A 20183-nucleotide genomic window follows, 5' to 3' on the forward strand; every position below is an offset into this window, starting at 1 on the left:
ATGCCCATGCCCCTCGTCAGTGTCGTCATTCCTTCCTATAACCATGCGCGTTATATCGGGGAGGCAATCGGCAGCGTGCTGGCGCAGACGGTCGGTCCGCAGTCATTCGAGCTCGAGCTGCTGGTGCGGGACGATGCCTCCACCGACGACAGCCGGGCCGTGCTGGAAGGTATCCAAGATCCGCGCCTCCGTGTCTGGTACAACGAATTCAATCTGGGTGCCCATGCCACGCTGGAACATCTTCTCAGCGATGCGCGGGGTGACTATCTCGCAATCCTGAATTCGGACGACCGCTACGCATCGGACCGTCTGGCGCGCAGCCTGCAAATGCTTGCGGGCGGTGGCTACGATCTCGTCGGCAGCAACATCCGCCTGATCGATGACGCCGGCGTGCCGATCGAGGAGCACTGGTGGATTCGTGCCTTTGGCGAGTTGAAAGCCGTCTGGCGCGACACCGGGGACTGGATTGCGGCCCTGCTGGCCGGCAATGTCTTCATGACGACGTCCAACTTCGTGTTCACCCGCCGATTGTGGCAGCAGCTCGCCTCCTTCAGCGCCCACCGCTACGTGCATGATTACGACTTCCTGCTGCGTGCGCTGGCGGGGCGCGCACGGCTCGGCTGGATCGACGATGCCTTGCTCGACTACCGCCTGCATTCGAGCAATACGATCTCCGAAAAACCGCTCGAAGCCAATCTCGAAGCCTCGGCACTGCTACGCCAGCATGCGCCCGTGTTGCTCGCCCAGCGCGGCGACACCGCGCAGCGAACGGCCTGTCTGAACGTGCAATGGGCACGGATCGAAGGCTATGAAGTCGATATTCTGCGTGCGTTGCAGCACGAGGCGCTGGTGCGCAAGGACGCTGAATGGGGGCGCCTGGTCGGTGACCGCGACAGATGGATCGCTGAGCGTGATCAATGGATCGCGGAACGCGACCACAGTCTGGTCGAGCGTGAGGCATGGATCGCCGAGCGTGATGGCTGGATCGCCGAACGAGACGGATGGATTGCCGAGCGTGATGGCTGGATCGCGGAACGCGACGCCCGGATCGCTCAGCTCGAGGCCGAAGTCGCCGCCTTCCGGCGCACGCCGCTGAAATCCGCCGCTCGCGCTTGCGCGCGCACTGGCTTGAACCGAGTGCGTCGCTTTCGTGCCTGGTGGAACGGACTGGCGATGCCCGGGGGCGAACGAGTGCGGCGCGTGGGCGGTTTCTCCGAACTGCGGCGTTTCGTCGAGCGCCGTGAGCAGAGACCGGCTGCTCTGTCCTTCGACATTTTCGATACCTTGTTGGCGCGCTGCATCGAACCGCCCGAGCGGATCGTGCACCGCGTCGCCGCGCTGCTCGCCGAGCGCCTGCAAATGCCGGCGGAACAGGTGCTGGCCCAGCGCAGGCTTGCCGAAAAGGTGCTGCGCGAAGAGGCGCTGGCCGCCGGGCACGACCACGAATGCCACTACGACGAGATCGTCGAACGCTGGATTGCCGGCCTGCAGCCCTGCGCCGATGCGGCAGCGCGGGCGGAACTGGTGCAGTTCGCAGAAGACTGCGAATTCGGCCTGGAGCGTCTTGCCCTTCGTGCCAAGCCGAATGCGCGCCTCTTCCTCGAGTGGGCGCATGGCCAGGACATCCGCATCATCGCCGTCTCCGACATGTATCTCGGCAAGCGCCACCTTCGTCGCCTGCTCGACGAACTCGGCTATCGCGGTCTGATCGATCGTATCTACGTTTCGTCCGAATACCGTGCCGGCAAGTACTCCGGCCGCCTGTTCGGCCACGTGCTCGAACAGGAAGGGCTGCGCCCGCAGGACGTGCTCCACGTCGGCGACAACTTCCTCTCCGACGCGATGGCGCCCTGCCGCCTGGGCATGAGCGGCGTCTTCCTCGACGAGCGCCACGAGCGCCGCCGCCGCCGCCGCCAGCAGACTTCCGCTGCGCTGTCCGTGCTGGGCGGCGTCTGGCCGGGCCGCATGATGGCCGAAGTGCTGGCCGAACGCCTGTACCTCGACGACCGGGCCAAGCGCGACGAGGTGTATTTCCAGTACGGCCTGGAAGTGCTCGGGCCGATTTTCTCCACCTTCGTGCACGGCCTCATCGAGCGCGTCCGCCGTGATCGCCCCGAAAAGCTCTTCTTCCTCGCCCGCGACGGCGCGCTGTTCATGCGCATGTACCAGGAAGCAGGCACCCTGCTCGGCGAAACCCTGCCGCCTGCCTGCTATGCCTATGCCAGCCGCCGGGTCGTCGCCAGCGCAGCGGTTGCCGATGGGCTGGATCACGCCAGGGCGGTCGTCGGTCTCTACAACCCCAAGCAGCATGGCCTCGAATCCATCCTCAAGACTTACGGCCTGAATCCCGGCGATTTCGCCGATCTCGCCCGGCGCCACGGCTTCACCCACATCGGCGAGCGGCTCGACGACTGGAACGACGCCCGCCTGCTCGCCTTTCTCGACGATGCCGAAGTGCAGCAGCGCATCCGGCCGGTCGGCCAGCAGGCGCGCGAACTGCTGCGCGACTACTTCGACGGCCTCGGCTTCTTCGCCGCGCGGCGGGTGGCGCTGGTCGACATCGGCTGGAACGCCACCATCCAGCGCTTCCTCGAAGACGCTTTCGCCGGCAAGGCCGATGCTGCCTATCCACAGGTCGATGGCTACTATTTCGCTTTCATGAACGGCATGCACCAGGGCGCGCTCGCCCACGGCGGCATCGACGGCCTGATGCTCGACGTGCGCCGCGCCGAGCCGCAGGAGCGCGCCGCCAGCGACTTCGAGGAACTGTTCGAGCAGGGTGCCCGTGCCCTTCACGCCACCACCATCGGCTACCGGCGCACCGCCGATGGCGTCGAGCCGGTGCTCAAGGACGACGCCGCACCCGACCGCCAGGCCGAGCTCCGCTGCAATCCGCACATCGAGGCCTTGCAGCAAGGCGTCATGCTCTGCTTCGAACACTACCTCGCCGCCCAGCGCCTCACCGGCTTCGGCTTCGATGCCGTGCGGCCCTACGCCTTGGCGCTGGCCGAACGTGCCGTGGTCTATCCGACCCGTGCCGAAGTGGCGGCGATCAGCAAGCTGGCGCATTCGGAAGACTTCGGCCACGATCACCTGCTCGACCTGTCCGGCAAGGACGTCGGCTGGCGCGATTTCCTGCGGCCCCGTCTGCTGGCTCGCAAGCTCGCCATGCTGCCCTGGCGCTATGCGCCCTTCGCCCGTTTCCGCACGCCGCTCGCTTCCGCTGCCGCGCGTGTGCTGCACCTGCTTCAACTCAAGAGGAGAGCCGGATGAACCAGCGACGCCGGGCCCGCATCCTGCCGTCCGCATTCAGATTGTTCCTGATGCATTTGCCCTTCAGGTTCGGCCGTCCCGGCGGCCCCGGCTTTGCCCCCGGTTTGCGCGCCAGCCTCGCCTGGACGCGGCGAGTCCTGTGGCATGCGCTGTTCGACCACGAGCGCTTCAAGTATCGGCTCGTCCGCCTGCGCCAACGCCTGCCGCGCCGTTGACGAAATGGCCGGCGGTACAATCACCGGTTGCCTGCGTCTGCTCCCGACACGATCACGATAGCCTCTCGATGACCCCTCTCGTCACCACCATCACCATCCTCTGCGTCCTCGGCATCTCGCTGGGGCAGATCCTGTTCAAGAAGGCGGCGATGACGATCGTCGACGCCAGCCAATGGCAGCAGTGGGTCTTCAACGGCTGGCTGATCGTGGCGCTGGCGTTGTACGGCATCACCACCCTGGTATGGATCTGGGTGCTGCGGCACGCGCCATTGCATCTGGCCTACCCCTTCATGGCGCTGGCCTTCCTGATCGTGCCCTGCCTGGGCTGGCTGTTCATGGGCGAGCCGGTGCGCCTGACCACGTGGGCAGGCGGCGCCCTGATCCTGCTCGGCATCACCATCGCCTCGCGCGCAGCCTGAGCTTCACCGCATGTCCTCAGCCATGAAGATCGCCGTCGCCATCCCCTGCTACAAGGTCACCCGGCACGTCCTTGGCGTGATCGAGGCCATCGGCCCCGAAGTGCACACCATCTACGCGGTCGATGACGCCTGCCCCGATGGCAGCGGCACGCTCATCGAAGAACACAGCCGCGACCCGCGCGTGCGCGTGCTCCGCCACAGCGAAAACCAGGGCGTCGGCGGCGCCATCGTCACCGCCTACAAGGCGGCGATCGCCGACGGCATGGACATCGTCGTCAAGATCGACGGCGACGGCCAGATGGACCCTGCGCTGCTGCCGCAGTTCGTACGTCCGCTGCTGCGCGGCAAGGCCGACTACACCAAGGGCAACCGTTTCTTCCGCCCCGAATCGGTGCAGGGCATGCCGCCGCTGCGGCTGTTCGGCAACGCCGTGCTGTCCTTCCTTGCCAAGCTCAGCTGCGGCTACTGGAACGTCATGGACCCGACCAACGGCTATACCGCCGTGCGTACCTGCGTACTGGCCGAACTGCCGCTGGACAAACTGGAACGGCGCTACTTCTTCGAAACCGACATGCTGTTCCGCCTGAACACGGTGCGCGCGGTGGTCAGGGACGTGCCGATGGATGCGGTATACGCCGACGAGAAATCCAACCTCAAGATCAGCCGCGTGCTGCCCGAGTTCCTGCGCAAGCACTGCGCCCGGCTGTGGCGCCGCTACGTCTACAGCTATCTGGTGCGCGACTTCAACGTCGGCACGCTCTACAGCATCAGCGGCAGCCTGCTGCTGCTTGCCGGCGGCCTGTTCGGCGGCTGGCACTGGTTCGTCAGCATGAGCACCGGCAATCCCGCGACCAGCGGTACGGTGATGCTGGCTGCCCTGCCGATCTTCATCGGCATCCAGTGCCTGATCGCCTTCCTGCATTACGACGTCGACAACCTTCCCACGGAGCCCTTGAGCCTGTCGCTGGATGGGCATGTGCAAGATGCGGATGCCTGAGGACAAGACGCCCGCCCAAGGGTGCGCCGGTCCGGAAACACCTGCCTTCCCGGCAGCGGCCCTGGTTTCGGCCATCGCGCTGGCCGTGCTCGGCTTTGCCTTCGTGCTGCGTGCCAGCTACCCCGGCTATCTTTACGAAGACTCTTTTCAGCAGCTCACCCAGGCCATCACCGGGAATCTGGACGACTGGCACCCCACGTTCATCACCCTGCTCTGGTCCTGCCTGCTGCGGGTGTTTCCGGGTCCGGTGGGCTTCCTCGTGCTCGACAACCTGCTGATCTGGGGCGGGCTGGCCCTCATCGCGCTCGGAGCGATGCGCCGTGCCGGCGCCTGGGGCTTGCTCGTGCTGGCCGTGCCGCTGGCGCCGGGGCTGTTCAACTTCCTCGGCCACATCCACAAGGACACCCTGGTGGCCGCCTGGATGCTGGCGGCCTTTGCCTGTGCCTTCAAGGTCAATCAGGCAGAAACGGGCCCGCGTGCGCGTCTGGTCTGGCAAGTGCTGGCCAATCTCCTGGCCCTGGCTGTCTTCCTGACCCGCTCGAACGCCATTTTCGGCCTCATCCCCCTGCTGCTCTACGCCAACCTGCGCTTCGGCTGGCGCCGGAACCTGCTCGCGGCCCTGGTGATGCTCTGCCTGATGCCGGCAGTCCAGACCCTGCAGAGCCGGGCGCTCGGGATAGAGCCGCAGCACCACGGCGACAGCCTCAAGACCTTCCACCTGCTGGCGCTGTCCTATTTCGAAAATCGCAACCTCTTTCCCGGTACATGGATCGAGCACGATGCGCGCACCATCGTCGAAGGCTGCTATTCGCCGGTGCAATGGGATACGGTTTCCAGATGGGGGCATTGCGCCGGGCTCTACCGCGAACTCCGTCGCCAGGAGTTGTGGGGCAGCGGGGAGATGACTCGCGCCTGGCTGGGCGCACTGGCGTCCAACCCGCTCGGCGCCTGGTCGGCGATGGCTGCCACGTTCAAGCTGAGCATGCACGATCCCAATTCGCTGACGATGCTCTATCCGCCGCCGACATCGGAGCTGGTGAATTGGGAAGTGGCCGAGCCTTTCCGCCGGACCACCCGGCTCGCACGGGATTACATCCAGTCCGAGTTCAATCTCCAGTACGGCAAGCCCCGGGCCTTCGCCGTCGTACTGGTCTGCGGCAGCGCATTGCTGCTCGTCCTGCGCCTGGGCGGCACGCCGCTCGGCGCCCTGGCGCTGGCCGTGCAGGCGTCGGGGACGATCTATCTGCTCAGCTATTTCCCGATCAATGTGTCGGCCGAATACCGCTACTTCTACTGGAGCGGCTTCGCCGCGTATCTGGGCCTGCTGCTCGTGCTGCTGGCCTGGCTGGCGCGGCGGCGGCCGGCAGGCCAGGGCACCGAACTGCCGCCTCTGCCACGGGCGCTCTCCGTGCCGCTGCGGCTGCTGCTGGGCGTGCTGCCGGCGCTGATGCTCGCCCTCGTCTTCGGCGCCGGCCGCCTGCCGACCGAAACCCGCGTCGTCCAGCTCGCGCCGCAGGGCGACGGTGTCGTCGCCGTGACCCGTCTCGGCACCGCCTCGACTCCGCGCTGGATGGAGCGGCACGAAGGCGAGATCGAGACGGGCGGCTGGCATTGGCAGGAGGGACCGCTGCTGCGCACCGTGCCCGGCGCCGGCGTGCTGGTTGCCCGCATCGACACCCTGCATCATGCGATCAGGCTGCACTTTCTGACCGGCCCCGACGGCGGCAGCGTGCAGATTCAGGACGGTCCTTTCTCCCGCCTCGTCGACACCCACGCGGCCAGACCCGGAGAAATCGTGGTCGACCTGCCGCCCCACGGCAAACTGGCAGACCGCCCCCGCCATGCTTCATGGCACGAGCCGGCCCGCGTGCTGTTGTGGACGCTGCTGCTCGGTGGCTTGCTGTTCCGTCTCAGCCGGAAGCGCGCAGCATGATCCCGCCCGGCAGTGTCCTGCCTGGCAAGGCACTCTACAGTTTCGACCTCTTCGACACCCTGGTCGCCCGCCCGGTCAAGCGCCCGGGCATGGTCTTCTACCTGCTCGACAGGCTGGGTGTGGACTACCGTTTCCCGCTGATCGGTCTGCTCGGCTTTCGGTTCTGGCGGGTGCTGGCCGAGAGAGTGGCGCGCCGCCTGTCGCAGCACGAAGACATCGGCCTGTTCGACATCTACCGCGTGCTTGCGCTGGTCATCCGTTCGCCCGCGGCGCAGCTCAAGCGGGAGCTGGCTGTCGAGCTCGCGCTGCTCCAGCCCATCGGTCCGAACGTCGAGCTGCTGGCAGCACTGCTCGTCCAGGGCAAGCAGTGCTGCATCATCTCCGACATGTACCTGCCGCCCGCCACGATCGGCAGGATCATCCGCAAGCATGTCGGCGACGTCGATTTTCTTGTCTCCTCGCGCGAGGGGCTGACCAAGCGCTCGGGCGGTCTTTTCCGCCGCATGCTCGATCGCTACCGCCTCGCGCCTGCCGAGGTCCAGCATTTCGGCGACAACCCCGGTGCCGACGACGACGTGCCGCGCCGCCTCGGCATCGACACCGTGCTGCTGCCGGGCCTGAATCGACCGGGCCGGCCGCGGAGTTTCTACGATGTGTTCTGCCTGCGTGCGGCGGAAGAGAGCGGCTTTCACCAGGCCGGCTATGAGATCGTCGGTCCGTGCAGCGTCGCGCTCGCCCGCTTCATCGCCAAGGATGCCAGGCAGCGAGGTTTGTCGCGGGTGGTTTTCGCCGCGCGCGACGGCTACCTGCTCAAGGAAGCTTTCGATGCCCTGGGCTCCGGCATCGACAGCGCTTACGTCCGCCTGTCGCGGCGGGCGCTCTATGTCGCCGGCTTCGCCCTTCACGGCGATTACGAGCGCTTCTTCGAGGGCCGGGTGAGCGCTGCCGACTTCTTCGCCCGGCTCGGCTTCGAGTGCCCCGGCGAGCTTGCCATGCTCGATCCCGCTCGCCACCGGCAGGCCTTCATCGACGCCCTGAAGCGCCTCGGCTTCGAAGCCGCCGCGCACGAAGAAGCCGCCATCATGCGGGACTATCTGCAGGCGCATGGTTTTGCTGGCAAGGTGGGCTTTGTCGATCTCGGCTGGCGCGGCAGTCTGCAAGCTGCGGTGCAGGACCTCTGCGGCGAGGACTGCCGCATCCACGGCTATTATTTCGGCAGCATCACTGATACGGTCGAGCACCGGGCCTTCTACTTCCAGAATGGCCGGCCGTTGGCGCGCTGCGCGATCGTCTTCCAGGCGCTGCCGGTCTTCGAGTTCCTGTTCACAGAACCGATCCACACGCTGCGGCGGATACGCCGCAGCGGGCAGGGCGAAGGCTTCGAACATGAGTTCGTCGCCGACGAGCCGGATTCACAGGTCGCGCTTCGCCATCAGGTGGCTGCCGGCGCGCGCCGCTTCTTCGCCGACATCGCCGGCCTGCTGCCGATGCTGGAAAACAGCGACTGCTGCGGTGCGGTGGATCTCGATCCAATCCTGAATGCCCACCTGAAGCGGCCTTCGGCGGAGTTCATCCGTGTTTTCGATGGCATCGGCCATGCCGAAGGCTTCGGCGGTTCGAAGTATGGCAGTCTGCTGTCCGAGGAAAGGAAGAGCTTGATCGGCTACCGGAACGCCTATTGGCGTTCTGCCTATGTGGCCGGCAACGCCTGGCTCAGGCTGCTGCACCGACTACTTTATTCGCGGCTCGGCATGTTCCTGATCCTGAACAGAGGGCGGATTGTCGGGGGGGCGAAGAAGCGTCTTCGCGGTACGGCGTGACGGAGTTTCGTTTGCGGTTTCACATACTGCGGTCAGATCTGCGCCGCCTCCACCTATGCGGCCCCACTCATTCTGCGGAATTTCGCGCATTGTCGCATTCCTGTATTGCGGCCTTGGCAAGCTGTCCATGACGCTGTTGAGGCCGTTGTCGAACAAGGATGTTGGCAGGACGGGGACGTGAGGCGAAAGCCATCGATCAGTCCTTGCGTGTCTCCTGGATGAGGATGAAGGTGGTGAAAGAAATTACTGGACATCGGCATGCCGGTCCGTCGAGGGTACCCTGCTTCACCATGGCAATCCTGGCCCTGGTGGGCTTCGCCTTCGTGCTCCATGCCAGTTATCCGGGTTATTTGAATCCGGATTCGGTCACCTCAGTTGACCAACATCTATAACGGCTGGTGGGACGACTGGCACGCCCCCTTCATTTCCTTGATCTGGTCCGGGCTGCTCGAACTGTTCCCCGGGCCGGTCGGCTTCATCGTCTTCGACAACCTGCTGATCTGGAGTGCGCTGGCCGTGGTGGCGATGGGCGTGGCACGTGTCGCTGGCTGGTGGGGGCTGGCGATCCTGGCCGTGCCGGTGTTGCCCGGTGCGTTCAACTACCTCGGCCATGTCCATAAGGACGCGATGCTGGTTGCCTGGATGCTGGCGGCCTTTGCCTGCGCTTTCCAGGGCAACGACGACGCCATCGGCCCGCGCGCCCGGCTGGTCCTGCTGGTGCTGGCGAACCTGCTTGCGGTGGCCGCCTTCCTGACCCGGCCGAACGCCATTTTCGGCCTGATTCCCTTGCTGCTGTATACCAATCACCGCCTTGGCCGTCGTCGCGGGCTGATGCTCATGGCCGCCCTGCTGGTGCTCATGCCGCTGACGCAGTCGGTGCAGAACCGTTTGCTCGGCGTGGTTTCCCAGCACCCCACGGGTTCCATCAAGACCTATCACCTGCTGGCCATGTCGTATTTCGAAGGCCGAAACCTGTTCCCGGGGGAATGGACGGAGGAAGAATCGCGGACGGTCGTCGATGCCTGCTATTCCCCGCTGCAGTGGGACAAGGCGGCCCCTTGGGGGGAGTGCTCGTTTATTTACAAGGGGCTGGTGCGGCAGGGGCTGTGGGGCAGCACCTCGATGACTCGCACCTGGTTGGCCGAACTGGTGGCGAATCCGCTGTCGGCGTGGTCGGCGATGGCGGCGACTTTCCAGTTGAGCATGCACGAGCCGAACTCGCGGGCCATGTTCTATCCGCCGCCGAAAACGGATCGGGTGAATTGGGAGATTGCCCGGCCACTGCGGTTGACGAGCTGGCTCACCCAGGCCTATGTGGTGTGGAAGCACCATGACCGCTTCGGCAGGCCGTGGATGTTTGCCCTGGTGCTCGGTGTCGGCACTGCGCTGCTGCTCGTGCAGCGCCTGGCCGCCACCCGGCTCGGCGCCTTTGCCCTGGCGGTGCAGGCCTCGGGTGCGATCTACCTGCTCACCTGGTTCCCGTTCAACGTCTCGGCGGAATACCGCTATTTCTACTGGAGCAGCTTTGCCGCTTGGCTGGGACTGGCGCTCACGCTGGTGGCTGCCTGGGTGGGCAGGGGCGAGGCTCGCCGGCAGCGACGGCAACTGTCCTCCATGCCCCGGCTGGCGGTCTGCGCCATCACCGCCGTCATGATCACGCTGGTCTTCGGCTCCTTCAAGCTGCCGCTCGAAAAGCGCGACATCGTGCTCATGCCGCTGGACGACGGCGTCATCGCCGTCACTCACCTGCGAACCGCATCCATTCCGGCATGGATGTGGCGCACGCTCGAAGGGCAGATCGAGGCCCCCGGCTGGCTCCAGGACGGCGACACGCGGATCGCGCCGGCGGGGCAGGCGTCGATGCAGCCTTTGAAGACCCGCATCGAAAACCTTCATCAGACGGTACGGCTCCGTCTCGCCACTGGTCCGGATGGCGGCCGCGTGCGGGTGGATGACGGCAGCTTTTCGCGCATCATCGACACTCGTGCGCCTGCGGTAGGCGAAATCGTCATCGATCTGCCTCCCCACGGCAGACTGGCCGATCTTCCCCGCCATGCCTCGTGGCACACGCTGGCGCGGGCGCTGCTGTGGTCGCTGTTGCTGGCTGCGCTGCTGTTTTACGTGAGCAGGGAGCGGGCCGGGCGAATACCGTTGTCGTTTGTTGCGGCACGAACATACCCTCCTGCGCCCATCGCCCCGCACACTCCGGCAGAGCAGCCGAAACCCGGGTAAACTCATCCGTTCCGCAGCCTTTCAGCCGCGCTGTCCTGTTTCCCTCCCGACGCCATGACCCAAGCCGCCCTTGCCGTTCAAGCCCCTCCCGTCGCTCAGGGCGATGCTCGCGCACGGCTCGGCGAACTGCTGCTGCGGCGCAACCGGCTGGGCGCCCGCGATCTCGAACAGGCCCTCGCCGCCCAGGGCGAAATGGGCGGATTGCTCGGCCATGTGCTGATCCGCCTCGGCCTCGTTGCCGAAAACGACGTCGCCGAGGCGCTGGTCGAGCAGCTCGGCCTCGTCTTCGTACCGGCCGCCGCCTTTCCGCAAGAGGCAGTCGAAGTACCCGGCCTGACGACGGACTACCTCGTCGCCCACGGCGTGCTGCCGCTGGCCGTCGCCGACGGCACGCTCACCGCTGCGCTGGCCGAACCGCAGAACACCTTTCTGCTCAAGGCGCTGGCGCTCGCCACCGGCTTGCGCGTCGAACCCCGGCTGGCGCTCGAATCCGAGCTTCGCGCCGCGCTCGAGCGCCTGTACGTGCAGCAGGAGGAGACCGAAGACGAGGATGGCCTGCTCGACGGCGCCCTCGGCAGCGACAGCGAATTCGTCGAACACCTGAAGGACCTCGCCACCGAGGCGCCCGTCATCCGGCTGGTCAACCAGATCATTTCCCGCGTCATCGACCTGCGCGCGTCCGACATCCACATCGAACCCTACGAAGACGGCGTCCACATCCGCTACCGCGTCGATGGCGTACTGCATCGTGCCGAAGTGGCCGAAGCCGCGCTTGCCGCTGCCATCACCTCGCGCATCAAGCTGCTTGCCCACCTCAACATCGCCGAGCGCCGCCTGCCGCAGGACGGTCGCATCAAGACCCGCGTCAAGGGCCACGAAATCGACCTGCGCGTGTCCACCCTGCCCACCGTCCACGGCGAAAGCGTCGTCATGCGCGTGCTCGACCGCGCCAGCATCCGGCTCGAACTCGAAGACATGGGTTTTTCGCCCGACACCCTGGAGCGCTTCCGCAGCCTGATCGACCGTCCGCACGGCATCCTGCTCGTCACCGGCCCCACCGGCTCGGGCAAGACCACCACGCTCTACGCCGCGCTGGCCAAGCTCGATGCCGAAACGCTCAAGATCATCACCGTCGAGGACCCGGTCGAATACCAGCTCGGCGGCGTCAACCAGGTCCAGGTCCATGCCCAGATCGGCATGAGCTTCGCCCACGCGCTGCGCTCCATTCTCCGCCAGGACCCGGATGTCATCATGATCGGCGAAATGCGCGACACCGAAACCGCGCAGATCGCCGTGCAGTCCTCGCTGACCGGCCACCTGGTGCTCTCCACCCTGCATACCAACACCGCTGCGGGCGCCATCGTCCGCCTCGAAGACATGGGCGTGGAGCGCTATCTCATCACCTCGACGGTCAACGGGGTGCTGTCGCAGCGCCTGTTGCGCACCCTGTGCCCGAGCTGCCGCACTGCCGCCGAACTGCCCGACGAGGCGCTGGCCCGCAGCGGCCTCGCGCGCTTCATGCCGGCGGGCCAGCGCACCGTCCACACTGCCGCCGGCTGCCCCGACTGCAAGCACTCCGGCTATCGCGGCCGCACCTCGGTGCACGAGCTTTTCGTCATGGACGATGTTGCCCACAAGGCCATTCTCGCCGGCGCCGACGCCACCACGCTGCACAACGTCGCCCGCCAGGGCGGCATGCTCACGCTGTACGAGGACGGCTTGCGCAAGGTCGCAGCGGGTCTCACCTCGCTCGAAGAAGTACTGCGGGTGACGCAGGACCAAGGCAATGGCTGAGTTTTCCTACCGTGCCGCCGACGTGCGCGGCGCCTTCACCGAAGGCCGCGTCGAAGCCGCCGATGCCGCCGCCGCCGCCAGCCAGCTCCGTGCCCGCGGGCTCACCCCGATCCGCATCGACGCCGCTGTGCCGCAGGCCGGCGCCAGCGTTCCGCGTGCCGACGCCCAGCGCAGCGGCGCCCGGCGTTTCGGCCTGAATACCGACCGCGGCATCCGTCACGAAGACATCCACAACCTCACCAACGAACTGGCGGTCATGCTGCGTGCCGGCCTGCCGCTCGATCGCGCCCTGCGCGTGCTCGGCGGCATGGCCGAAAAACCCTCCGTCGCCGCGCTGCTGCAGGACGTGCTCAAGTCGGTCAAGGGCGGCAAGGGCCTGTCGCAGGCCTTGCAGCCCCATGTGCAGCACTTCGGCGACTTCTACATCAACATGGTGCGTTCAGGCGAGGCCGGCGGCCAGCTCGCCGACGTGCTCGTGCGGCTGTCCGAGCATCTGGAACGGGTCAAGAACCTGCGCGAATCGGTCGTCTCCGCGCTCATCTATCCTGCCATCCTCGTCGTCGTCGCCTGCATCTCGGTGTTCCTGATGCTCGGCTTCGTCGTCCCCCAGTTCGAAACCCTGTTCGACGACATGGGCGAGGCCCTGCCGCTGCCCACCCGCCTGATCGTCGCTCTCGGCCACTTCGTCTCCGACTGGTGGTGGCTGCTTGCCGGCGCCATTGCGCTCATCGTCTGGCTCGTGCGCCGCTGGCTGCGCACGCCGGCCGGTGCGGCCTGGCGCGACGCGCTGCTGCTGCGCCTGCCGGTGTTCGGCCAGATCATGCGCAAATACGAACTCACCCGCTTCGCCCGCAGCATGGGCACCCTGCTCGGCAACGGCGTGCCCATCGTCGTCTCGCTGCGCATCGCCGCCGATACCGTCGGCAACAGCATTCTGCGCTCGGCCTTCGAATCCGTGCCGGCCGGCATCAAGCAGGGAGTGCGCCTGGCCGACGCCCTCGCCGCCACCGGCCTGATGACCCCGCTCGCCCTCAACATGGTCCGCCTCGGCGAGGAAACCGGCCGGCTCGACGCCATGCTGCTCGAACTCGCCCGCGTCTACGACGGCGACGTCCAGGCCGGCGTCAAACGCGGCCTGACCCTGCTCGAGCCGCTGCTCATCCTCGTCCTCGGCGGCATCATCGCCGCCATCATCGTCTCCATCCTGATGGGCATCCTGTCGGTGAACGATCTCGCCGGCTGAGTCATCGATCGTGGCGGCGAATTGTTTGGCATATAATTCCATCTGTCATGAAGATGGGGTGATCCGATGCCAGCGCCGAGCCACGACCAGAACTTCAAGAACCTGATCCTCGACTACCCGCACCAGGCGCTGTCCTTCTTTGCTCCCGGTGAAGCCCATGACCTGGATGACGCGGTCCGCATCACCCCGATCCGGCAGGAACAGCTCAAGGATCGGCTTGGCGACCGCTTCCACGAACTCGATGTACCGCTGCTGGCCGAATGGCCCGACGGCCGGCGCGAGGCGCTGCTATTCGTGCTGGAAGAGGAGAGCACGTCGGGGCGATTCTCGATCCATCGCCTTGTATCCTACTGTGCCACCCTTGGTGAATTGATGGATACCGACCGTGTGGTACCGGTGGTGATCTTCCTGCGCGGTGGGGAACGTGTGCGCCGCCGACTGGTGCAGGGCAGCGAGCGGCACACCTATCTGCGCTTCGACTACCTTGCCTGCATCCTCGCCGAGACGCCGGCCGATGCCTGGCTGGACAGTACCAACCTCGTCGCCCGGCTCAATCTGCCCAACATGCGCTGGCCGCGCGAGCGAAAACTGGAAATCTACGCCCAAGCCGTGCGAGGCCTGATCGGACTCGAACCCAGCATCGAAAAACGTATCAAATACATGGACTTCATCGACATCTACAGCCCCCTTGACGATAATGAACGGCGGCTGTATGAACAACGCTACCCGCAGGAGAACGAGGAAATGCTGACCTGGAGCGAACGCGCCCGCCACGCCGGAATACAACAAGGCTTGCTGCAAGGCCGTGAAGAAGGCCGTGAAGAAGGCCGCGAGGACGGCGAGCGCGAGTTGCTGACCCGCCTGCTCTCCCGCCGCTTCGGCCCGCTCGACCGCCAGACCTCCGAGCGCCTGCAACGCGCCACCTGCGCCGAGCTCGAACGCTGGGCCGACAACATGCTGGAAGCCCGCACGTTGCAGGATGTATTCGACGAGCATTGATGTCGGCCCGTGATCCCTTGGAGAGCCAGGCCCCCCGCAACTACCCGTAGCACTTCAATCCCCCCGCTTGCGGGTAGAATTCCCGCCGACGCATCAACACCATGAAGGTACGCAACATGATTCAATCACCCGTCGCCCGCGTGCGGCGCGTCGCTGGTTTCACGCTGGTCGAGCTCCTTGTCGTGCTTGCCATTCTCGGCCTGCTGGCCGGGCTTGTCGGTCCGCGCGTGCTGGGCCAGCTCGATGGCGCCAAGAGCAAGACCGCCGCAGTGCAGATCAAGGATCTCGAGCAGGCTGCCGAACTCTTCAAGCTCGACGTCGGCCGCTTCCCGACCACTGCCGAAGGGCTCGATGCGCTGGTCAACAGGGTCAACGTACCGGGCTGGAACGGCCCCTACCTGCGCAAGGGACTGCCTGCCGACCCCTGGGGCAACCCCTATCGCTACGAAAACCCGGGCCGCAACGGGGACATCGACATCTACAGCTACGGTGCCGACAACGCCCCCGGTGGCGAAGGCGATCGCGCGGACATCGGCAACTGGAAGTGATGTCCCGCCCTGAGCCGCATGCCCGGGCAGGCGCTCAAGGCGGTTTCACGCTCGTCGAACTGGTCGTCGTGCTGGCGCTCGCAGCATTGCTGATGGGCGCCCTCGGCGCCAGCTACAGCCGCCTCAACGACAGCGTCGGCTATCGCGCAACGCTCAGGGAACTGACTGCCGGACTCCACGCCGCACGTAACCTCGCCCAGCGCCAGGGCAGGGAAGTGCACTTCGACATCGACCTCCGCCGCCGCTGCTTCGGCCTCGGTGGGCGCTGCGACAGCACCATCCCCGACCCCCTGAAGGTCGAACTGCATCTCGCTGCGCAGGATCTCGATCCCCGTGGCCACGGACGGCTGCGTTTCTACCCGGACGGCGGCGCCACGGGGGGCAGCATCGTGCTGGCGCGGCCCAATGGTCAGGGCGTGCGCCTGCGGATCGACTGGTTGCTCGGCCGTATCAGCCAGGAGGCCTGGTCCGGATGAAAACGGCCGCCCGTCGCAGCGCCGGCTTCTCCCTGCTGGAAGTCCTCGTCGCCGTCAGCATCATGGCGCTGTCGCTCGGCGCGCTCTACCAGGCCGCGGGCGGCAGCGTACGCAGCGTGCAGCGCGCCGACCAGCGCACCCAGGCGCTGCTGCTCGCCCAATCGCTGCTCGACGCTTACAGCACCGTGCCGTCCGGTGGTCTGAACGCAGCTGGTGAAGAGGCCGGTCTGCGCTGGCAGATCGTCAGCACGCCGTATCCAACCGCCTTCGAGCAGCCGCCCGGCTGGCCGCTGCACTATGTACACATCACCGTCGGCTGGGGGCAGGGCGGCTCGGTCAGCCTCGCCACGCTGCTGCCGGCCAACTTCAACGACCTGCGCCTGCCCAAATGAGCACGCCGCGTTCCGTTGCGCATGGCTTCACCCTCGTCGAAGTCATCGTCGCCCTCAGCCTGGTCGCGCTCATCATGCTCGGCCTGGTCAGTGCGCTGCGCACCTTCGGTGACACCGCCAGCACGCTCGATGCCCGCAGTGGCGACAGTACCGAGACCCGGCTGCTGGCCGACTTTCTCCGCACCACCCTGACCCGCGCCGTGGCGCAGCCGCGCGTGCAGACCGTCGACGACGGCCCCGTCGTGCCGTTTTCCGGCTCTGCCGGCGAACTTCGCTGGCTCGGCAATTTCCCCGCCCGCCATGGCGCCGGCGGCATGCACTACATGCGGCTGTTCGCTGGCGAAGGCGGCCTCTACCTCCAGTACTTGCCGCATCCTGGCAACACCGAGCCGCCCGACTGGTCGACCGCCGCTGTGCATCTGCTGAGCCCGCATCTCGATCTGCTGCGGATCGCTTACCAGACCCGGCCGCGGCAGCCCGGCGAAGAAGCCGAATGGTTTTCGTTCTGGGACGATCCTCAGCACCTGCCCGGACGGCTGCGCATCGATCTCGTCATCGCCGGGCAGCACCGCGCCCCCTCATCGTCGCCCTCGACGCCGCCGCCGGGCGCAGCGTCGGCGAGCGCATCGTCGCCGGGGAGGAAGAATGATCCGCCTGCCCGCTGACCCCACACCCCAGCGCGGCCTTGCCCTCGTCGCCGTGCTGTGGATGGTTGCCGCGCTCACGCTGCTGGTTGCCAGTCTGCTGACGATGTCCCGTGCCACCACCCGGAGCGCCCAGAATCATGCTGCGCTGATTCAGGCCACCGCCGCGGGCGATGCCGCCATCCAGCTCGCGCTCGCCGAATCGCGTCACCTGCCTGACAACCTTGGCGGCAGCAGCGGGCAGTATGTGTTCGATGGCCGCACCATCCGGGTCGAGCTGACTCCGGCCAGTGGCTACATCAACATCAATTTCGCCCCGCCCGAACTGCTGGCGGAGCTTTTCCATGCCGCCGGCGGCATGGATGCCGGTAGCGCCGAGATCCTGGCCCTGCGTGTCGTCGATTGGCGCGATACCGATGAGATAGCTTATGGCGGTGGCAGCGAACTCGAACCCTATCTCGCCACCGGCCTTGCCGTGCGCCCGCGCAACGGTGCCTTTCTGAGCAAGGAAGACCTGTTGCAAGTTGCCGGTATCGGCCTCGATCTCTTTGCTAGAATCGAGCCTTTGATCACCGTGTGGGGGAGCCATCGCGGCGTCGATCCACTGGCCGCGCCCGAAGGGGTGCTGGCCGTGCTGGCCGAAGGCGATCTCGGTCTGGCGCAATCGATCGCCCGGCAGCGGGCAAATGATGGTGCGATGTTCGACACCAGCCCGCTCAACCCCGCTTACCTGGGCACCGGCAGTGCTGGTGTGTTCCACGTCCAGGCCACGGTCGTCATGGACGACGGCGCGTCCATCGTGCGCGGTCGCTGGGTGGAAGCCAGGGTAGGGGAGGATGGCACGCCCTGGCAATCCGCCGCAACCGAACCGGCCCGCTACGCACCCGCGCTTTCCAATTGACATACATGGCACTCGACCGCAGCAACTTCAACCTGTTCGGCCTCGACCTCTACCGGCTCTATGAACTGGGCCGGCAGGGCTTTGCCGACCTTGCCCGTTGGCCTCTGTTCCAGCAGCTGCTGCCCGCCGAGCCCGTCAGGCTGTACCAGCCCGATGGCAGCGTCACCCTGGTGCTGCCCACTGGCCAGGCCGTGGCAGGGGCGGCGGCCGGTGCCGCGCCGGCCCAGGCCGCTCCCACCAGCCTGGCTGCGGTCCGCCTGCCGGACGATGTCGTTCTTGCGGCCTCGCTGCGGCTGCCTGCCAGCGCCTCGCCGGACGAATGCGCCCAGGCCGCCGCCCTGGCGGTGCAGGGCGCAAGCCCGTTCCCGCCGGAGGACACCGTCTGGGGGCACCGCGTCGACACCCTCGGCGGCGCCACGCTCGTGCACTACGCCCTTGCCGCCCGCAGCCACGTCGAACGCCATCTCGAGGCCCAGCGTTCCGTCCACGCCCTGCCGGCCGCGGTCGAAGTCTGGGCCTGGGCCGGCGATGCGCCGCTGGTGCTGCCGGGCCATGGCGAGCACCGCCGCCAGCGCCTCCGCCGCCAGCGCCTGCTCAGGACGGGCGCGCTGGCCGCGCTCTTCCTGGCCCTGCTGGTCGCGCTGGCCGCCGTGCCGGTGCTGCACCGCCGCCAGCAGGCTTTCGATGCCCAGGACGCCTGGCATCTGCTGTCCGGCCAGACCGCGCCCGCCGCGGCTGCCCGCGAGGCGCTCGGCCGCGCCAATCTCCGCCTCGAAGCCCTGGGCCGGCAACTCGCCGGGCTGCCCGATCCGAGCTGGCTGCTCGTTCGCCTCACCGAGCGGCTGCCCGACAGCGTGCACCTGACCCAGCTCGACATCAAGGGCAACGAAGCCACCATGCGCGGCACCGCCGACAACGCCGGCGCCCTCATCGAACTGCTCGGCAACGAACCGGGCATCAGCGAAGTGCGCCCGGCCTCCGCCATCGTCCGCAACCAGGCCAGTGGGCGCGAAACCTTCATCATCCAGCTCCACTACCGCGTGCCCGAGTCAGCACCTGGGCCGGCCCGGGCCGCCGGACCGGTTGCACCGGCCGAACCCGCAGCGGAGCAAGGCCAATGAACCCCCGCCAGCTCCGCGCCCGGCTCTGCCTCGCCCTTGCCCTCGGCCTGGTCCTGCTGCTGCTCGCCTTGCCCCTCGGCTATATCGTCGACAAGAAGCTGTGGGCCGACGGCATCATCGGCGACATCGAGCCACGCTACGCCCGCCTGCTCGGCCTGCAGGAAATGGCCGAGCGCATCGAACGCGCCCGCGCACAGGCCGAGGCCGTGCTGCAGGAGCAGGTCTATCCGGCCAGCCTGGACACCGACCGCGCCGGTGCCGACCTGCAGCAGCGCCTGCGCGCCGTCGCCCAGCAGGCCGGCCTCAGCATCCAGGGCAGCCAGATCACCACCGTGCCGCCCGCGTCTGCGCGGGATGGCACGCCGGCCGAACCCTTCGAGCGCATCGCCGTCACCATCAATCTCGAAGCCGACCTGCCCGCGCTGCAGGAGATGCTGTCCGCCCTGCAGCAGCAGCGCCCGGCCATCCATGTCGAAAGCCTCAGCCTGCGGCCCGTGCGGGGCGGGCGGCGTGGCCGCAACACCGCCGATGCCGAAGGCGAGGACGGCCAGCGCCTCACCGTCCAGGCCAGGCTCAATGCTTTCAGGGTGACGCAATGAAAGCCCGCTCTGCTTCCGCACGGTCGTCCACCCTTCGGCCACCTGGCCGGCGCAGCGCCTGCTCGTCGCCGGCATCCTCATCCTGCTGCTGCTGATCGCGGCCGCCTGGCTGGCGGGCAGCCGCTGGCAGCCGCCCGATCCCCTGCTGCCCGAGCTGTCCGCACTTGCCCCCCGGGCTCTGGAAACCCCGCCGGTGCCGGCGGATGCCGCCGCCATCATCGCCGCCCGCCCGCTGTTCGCGCCCAGCCGCCGTCCGCCACCACCGCCCGAGCTTGCCGCGGAGCAGGCGGCCGAACAGCAACAAACCCCGGACCTGCTCGACGCTGCCCGCCTCGTCGGCGTCCTCGGCAGCGGCAGCAACAGCGTCGCCATCCTGCATGTGGCCGAAGGCAGCAAGCGCCTGCGCATCGGCCAGACCCTGCATGGCTGGCAGCTGGCCGCCGTCGACACCCGTGGCGCGACCTTCGAACGCGAAATCGGCAACCGCGAGGAGCCGCGCACCGAAACCCGCCAACTGCCTTTCGTCCGCATACCGCAGGCCGTCGTCGGCAAGCCTCCGCGCCCACGCCGCTGACGG

The 20183-nt window shown here is 67.1% G+C and carries 18 protein-coding genes; all 18 read left to right on the forward strand.

Annotated features, from left to right (window positions below):
- The 18 genes from AAFL97_RS22805 to AAFL97_RS22890 all read left to right on the forward strand — a co-directional run bounded on the left by AAFL97_RS22805 (nt 1) and on the right by AAFL97_RS22890 (nt 20180).
- Nucleotides 1-3273, forward strand: coding sequence for a glycosyltransferase (locus AAFL97_RS22805; protein ID WP_341646868.1), 3273 nt, complete (start codon nt 1-3; stop codon nt 3271-3273).
- Nucleotides 3270-3488 (forward strand): hypothetical protein, encoded by a 219-nt coding sequence (locus AAFL97_RS22810; RefSeq protein ID WP_068635754.1) that lies wholly within the window; start codon nt 3270-3272, stop codon nt 3486-3488. Before AAFL97_RS22805 ends, AAFL97_RS22810 begins: the two co-directional genes overlap by 4 nt.
- Before the next feature lie 68 nt (nt 3489-3556).
- Complete coding sequence (locus AAFL97_RS22815; protein ID WP_341646869.1) at nt 3557-3907, forward strand: EamA family transporter; 351 nt, start codon at nt 3557-3559, stop codon at nt 3905-3907.
- 10 nt (nt 3908-3917) lie between these two features.
- Nucleotides 3918-4904 carry a glycosyltransferase family 2 protein gene (locus AAFL97_RS22820; RefSeq protein ID WP_341646870.1) on the forward strand — a complete coding sequence of 329 codons (987 nt, stop codon included), beginning with the start codon at nt 3918-3920 and terminating at the stop codon, nt 4902-4904.
- Nucleotides 4897-6837: a hypothetical protein gene (locus tag AAFL97_RS22825; RefSeq protein WP_341646871.1), complete on the forward strand. Its 1941-nt coding sequence runs from the start codon at nt 4897-4899 to the stop codon at nt 6835-6837. Before AAFL97_RS22820 ends, AAFL97_RS22825 begins: the two co-directional genes overlap by 8 nt.
- Nucleotides 6834-8657, forward strand: coding sequence for a hypothetical protein (locus AAFL97_RS22830; RefSeq protein ID WP_341646872.1), 1824 nt, complete (start codon nt 6834-6836; stop codon nt 8655-8657). The genes AAFL97_RS22825 and AAFL97_RS22830 overlap by 4 nt, the downstream gene beginning before the upstream one ends.
- A gap of 375 nt (nt 8658-9032) precedes the next feature.
- Nucleotides 9033-10889, forward strand: coding sequence for a hypothetical protein (locus AAFL97_RS22835; protein ID WP_341646873.1), 1857 nt, complete (start codon nt 9033-9035; stop codon nt 10887-10889).
- A 54-nt stretch (nt 10890-10943) separates the two neighbouring features.
- Entirely contained in the window at nt 10944-12683 is a 1740-nt protein-coding gene (gspE, locus tag AAFL97_RS22840) for a type II secretion system ATPase GspE (RefSeq protein WP_341646874.1), read from the forward strand.
- A complete protein-coding gene (locus AAFL97_RS22845) occupies nt 12676-13926 on the forward strand; it encodes a type II secretion system F family protein (protein ID WP_341646875.1) in 1251 nt (416 codons plus the stop codon). Before gspE ends, AAFL97_RS22845 begins: the two co-directional genes overlap by 8 nt.
- Before the next feature lie 66 nt (nt 13927-13992).
- Nucleotides 13993-14925, forward strand: a complete 933-nt coding sequence (locus AAFL97_RS22850; protein ID WP_341646876.1) for a DUF4351 domain-containing protein — start codon at nt 13993-13995, stop codon at nt 14923-14925.
- Between the two features lie 116 nt (nt 14926-15041).
- Entirely contained in the window at nt 15042-15473 is a 432-nt protein-coding gene (gene gspG / locus AAFL97_RS22855) for a type II secretion system major pseudopilin GspG (protein ID WP_341646877.1), read from the forward strand.
- The gene (locus AAFL97_RS22860; RefSeq protein WP_341646878.1) at nt 15473-15949 is read left to right on the forward strand and encodes a GspH/FimT family protein; all 477 of its coding nucleotides are present in this window, start codon (nt 15473-15475) and stop codon (nt 15947-15949) included. The genes gspG and AAFL97_RS22860 overlap by 1 nt, the downstream gene beginning before the upstream one ends.
- On the forward strand, nt 15946-16341 hold the full coding sequence (locus AAFL97_RS22865; protein WP_341646879.1) for a prepilin-type N-terminal cleavage/methylation domain-containing protein: 396 nt from the start codon (nt 15946-15948) through the stop codon (nt 16339-16341). Before AAFL97_RS22860 ends, AAFL97_RS22865 begins: the two co-directional genes overlap by 4 nt.
- A complete protein-coding gene (locus AAFL97_RS22870) occupies nt 16338-17006 on the forward strand; it encodes a prepilin-type N-terminal cleavage/methylation domain-containing protein (RefSeq protein ID WP_341646880.1) in 669 nt (222 codons plus the stop codon). Before AAFL97_RS22865 ends, AAFL97_RS22870 begins: the two co-directional genes overlap by 4 nt.
- Entirely contained in the window at nt 16987-17886 is a 900-nt protein-coding gene (locus AAFL97_RS22875; protein ID WP_341646881.1) for a general secretion pathway protein GspK, read from the forward strand. Before AAFL97_RS22870 ends, AAFL97_RS22875 begins: the two co-directional genes overlap by 20 nt.
- Nucleotides 17887-17891: 5 nt before the next feature.
- A complete protein-coding gene (locus AAFL97_RS22880) occupies nt 17892-19007 on the forward strand; it encodes a PilN domain-containing protein (protein ID WP_341646882.1) in 1116 nt (371 codons plus the stop codon).
- On the forward strand, nt 19004-19606 hold the full coding sequence (gspM, locus tag AAFL97_RS22885) for a type II secretion system protein GspM (RefSeq protein WP_341646883.1): 603 nt from the start codon (nt 19004-19006) through the stop codon (nt 19604-19606). The genes AAFL97_RS22880 and gspM overlap by 4 nt, the downstream gene beginning before the upstream one ends.
- A 193-nt stretch (nt 19607-19799) precedes the next feature.
- Entirely contained in the window at nt 19800-20180 is a 381-nt protein-coding gene (locus tag AAFL97_RS22890; protein ID WP_341646884.1) for a hypothetical protein, read from the forward strand.
- The last annotated feature ends 3 nt before the right edge of the window (nt 20181-20183 follow it).

Source organism: Thauera sp. SDU_THAU2 (assembly GCF_038260575.1).
In the GTDB taxonomy this organism is placed as follows: domain Bacteria; phylum Pseudomonadota; class Gammaproteobacteria; order Burkholderiales; family Rhodocyclaceae; genus Thauera.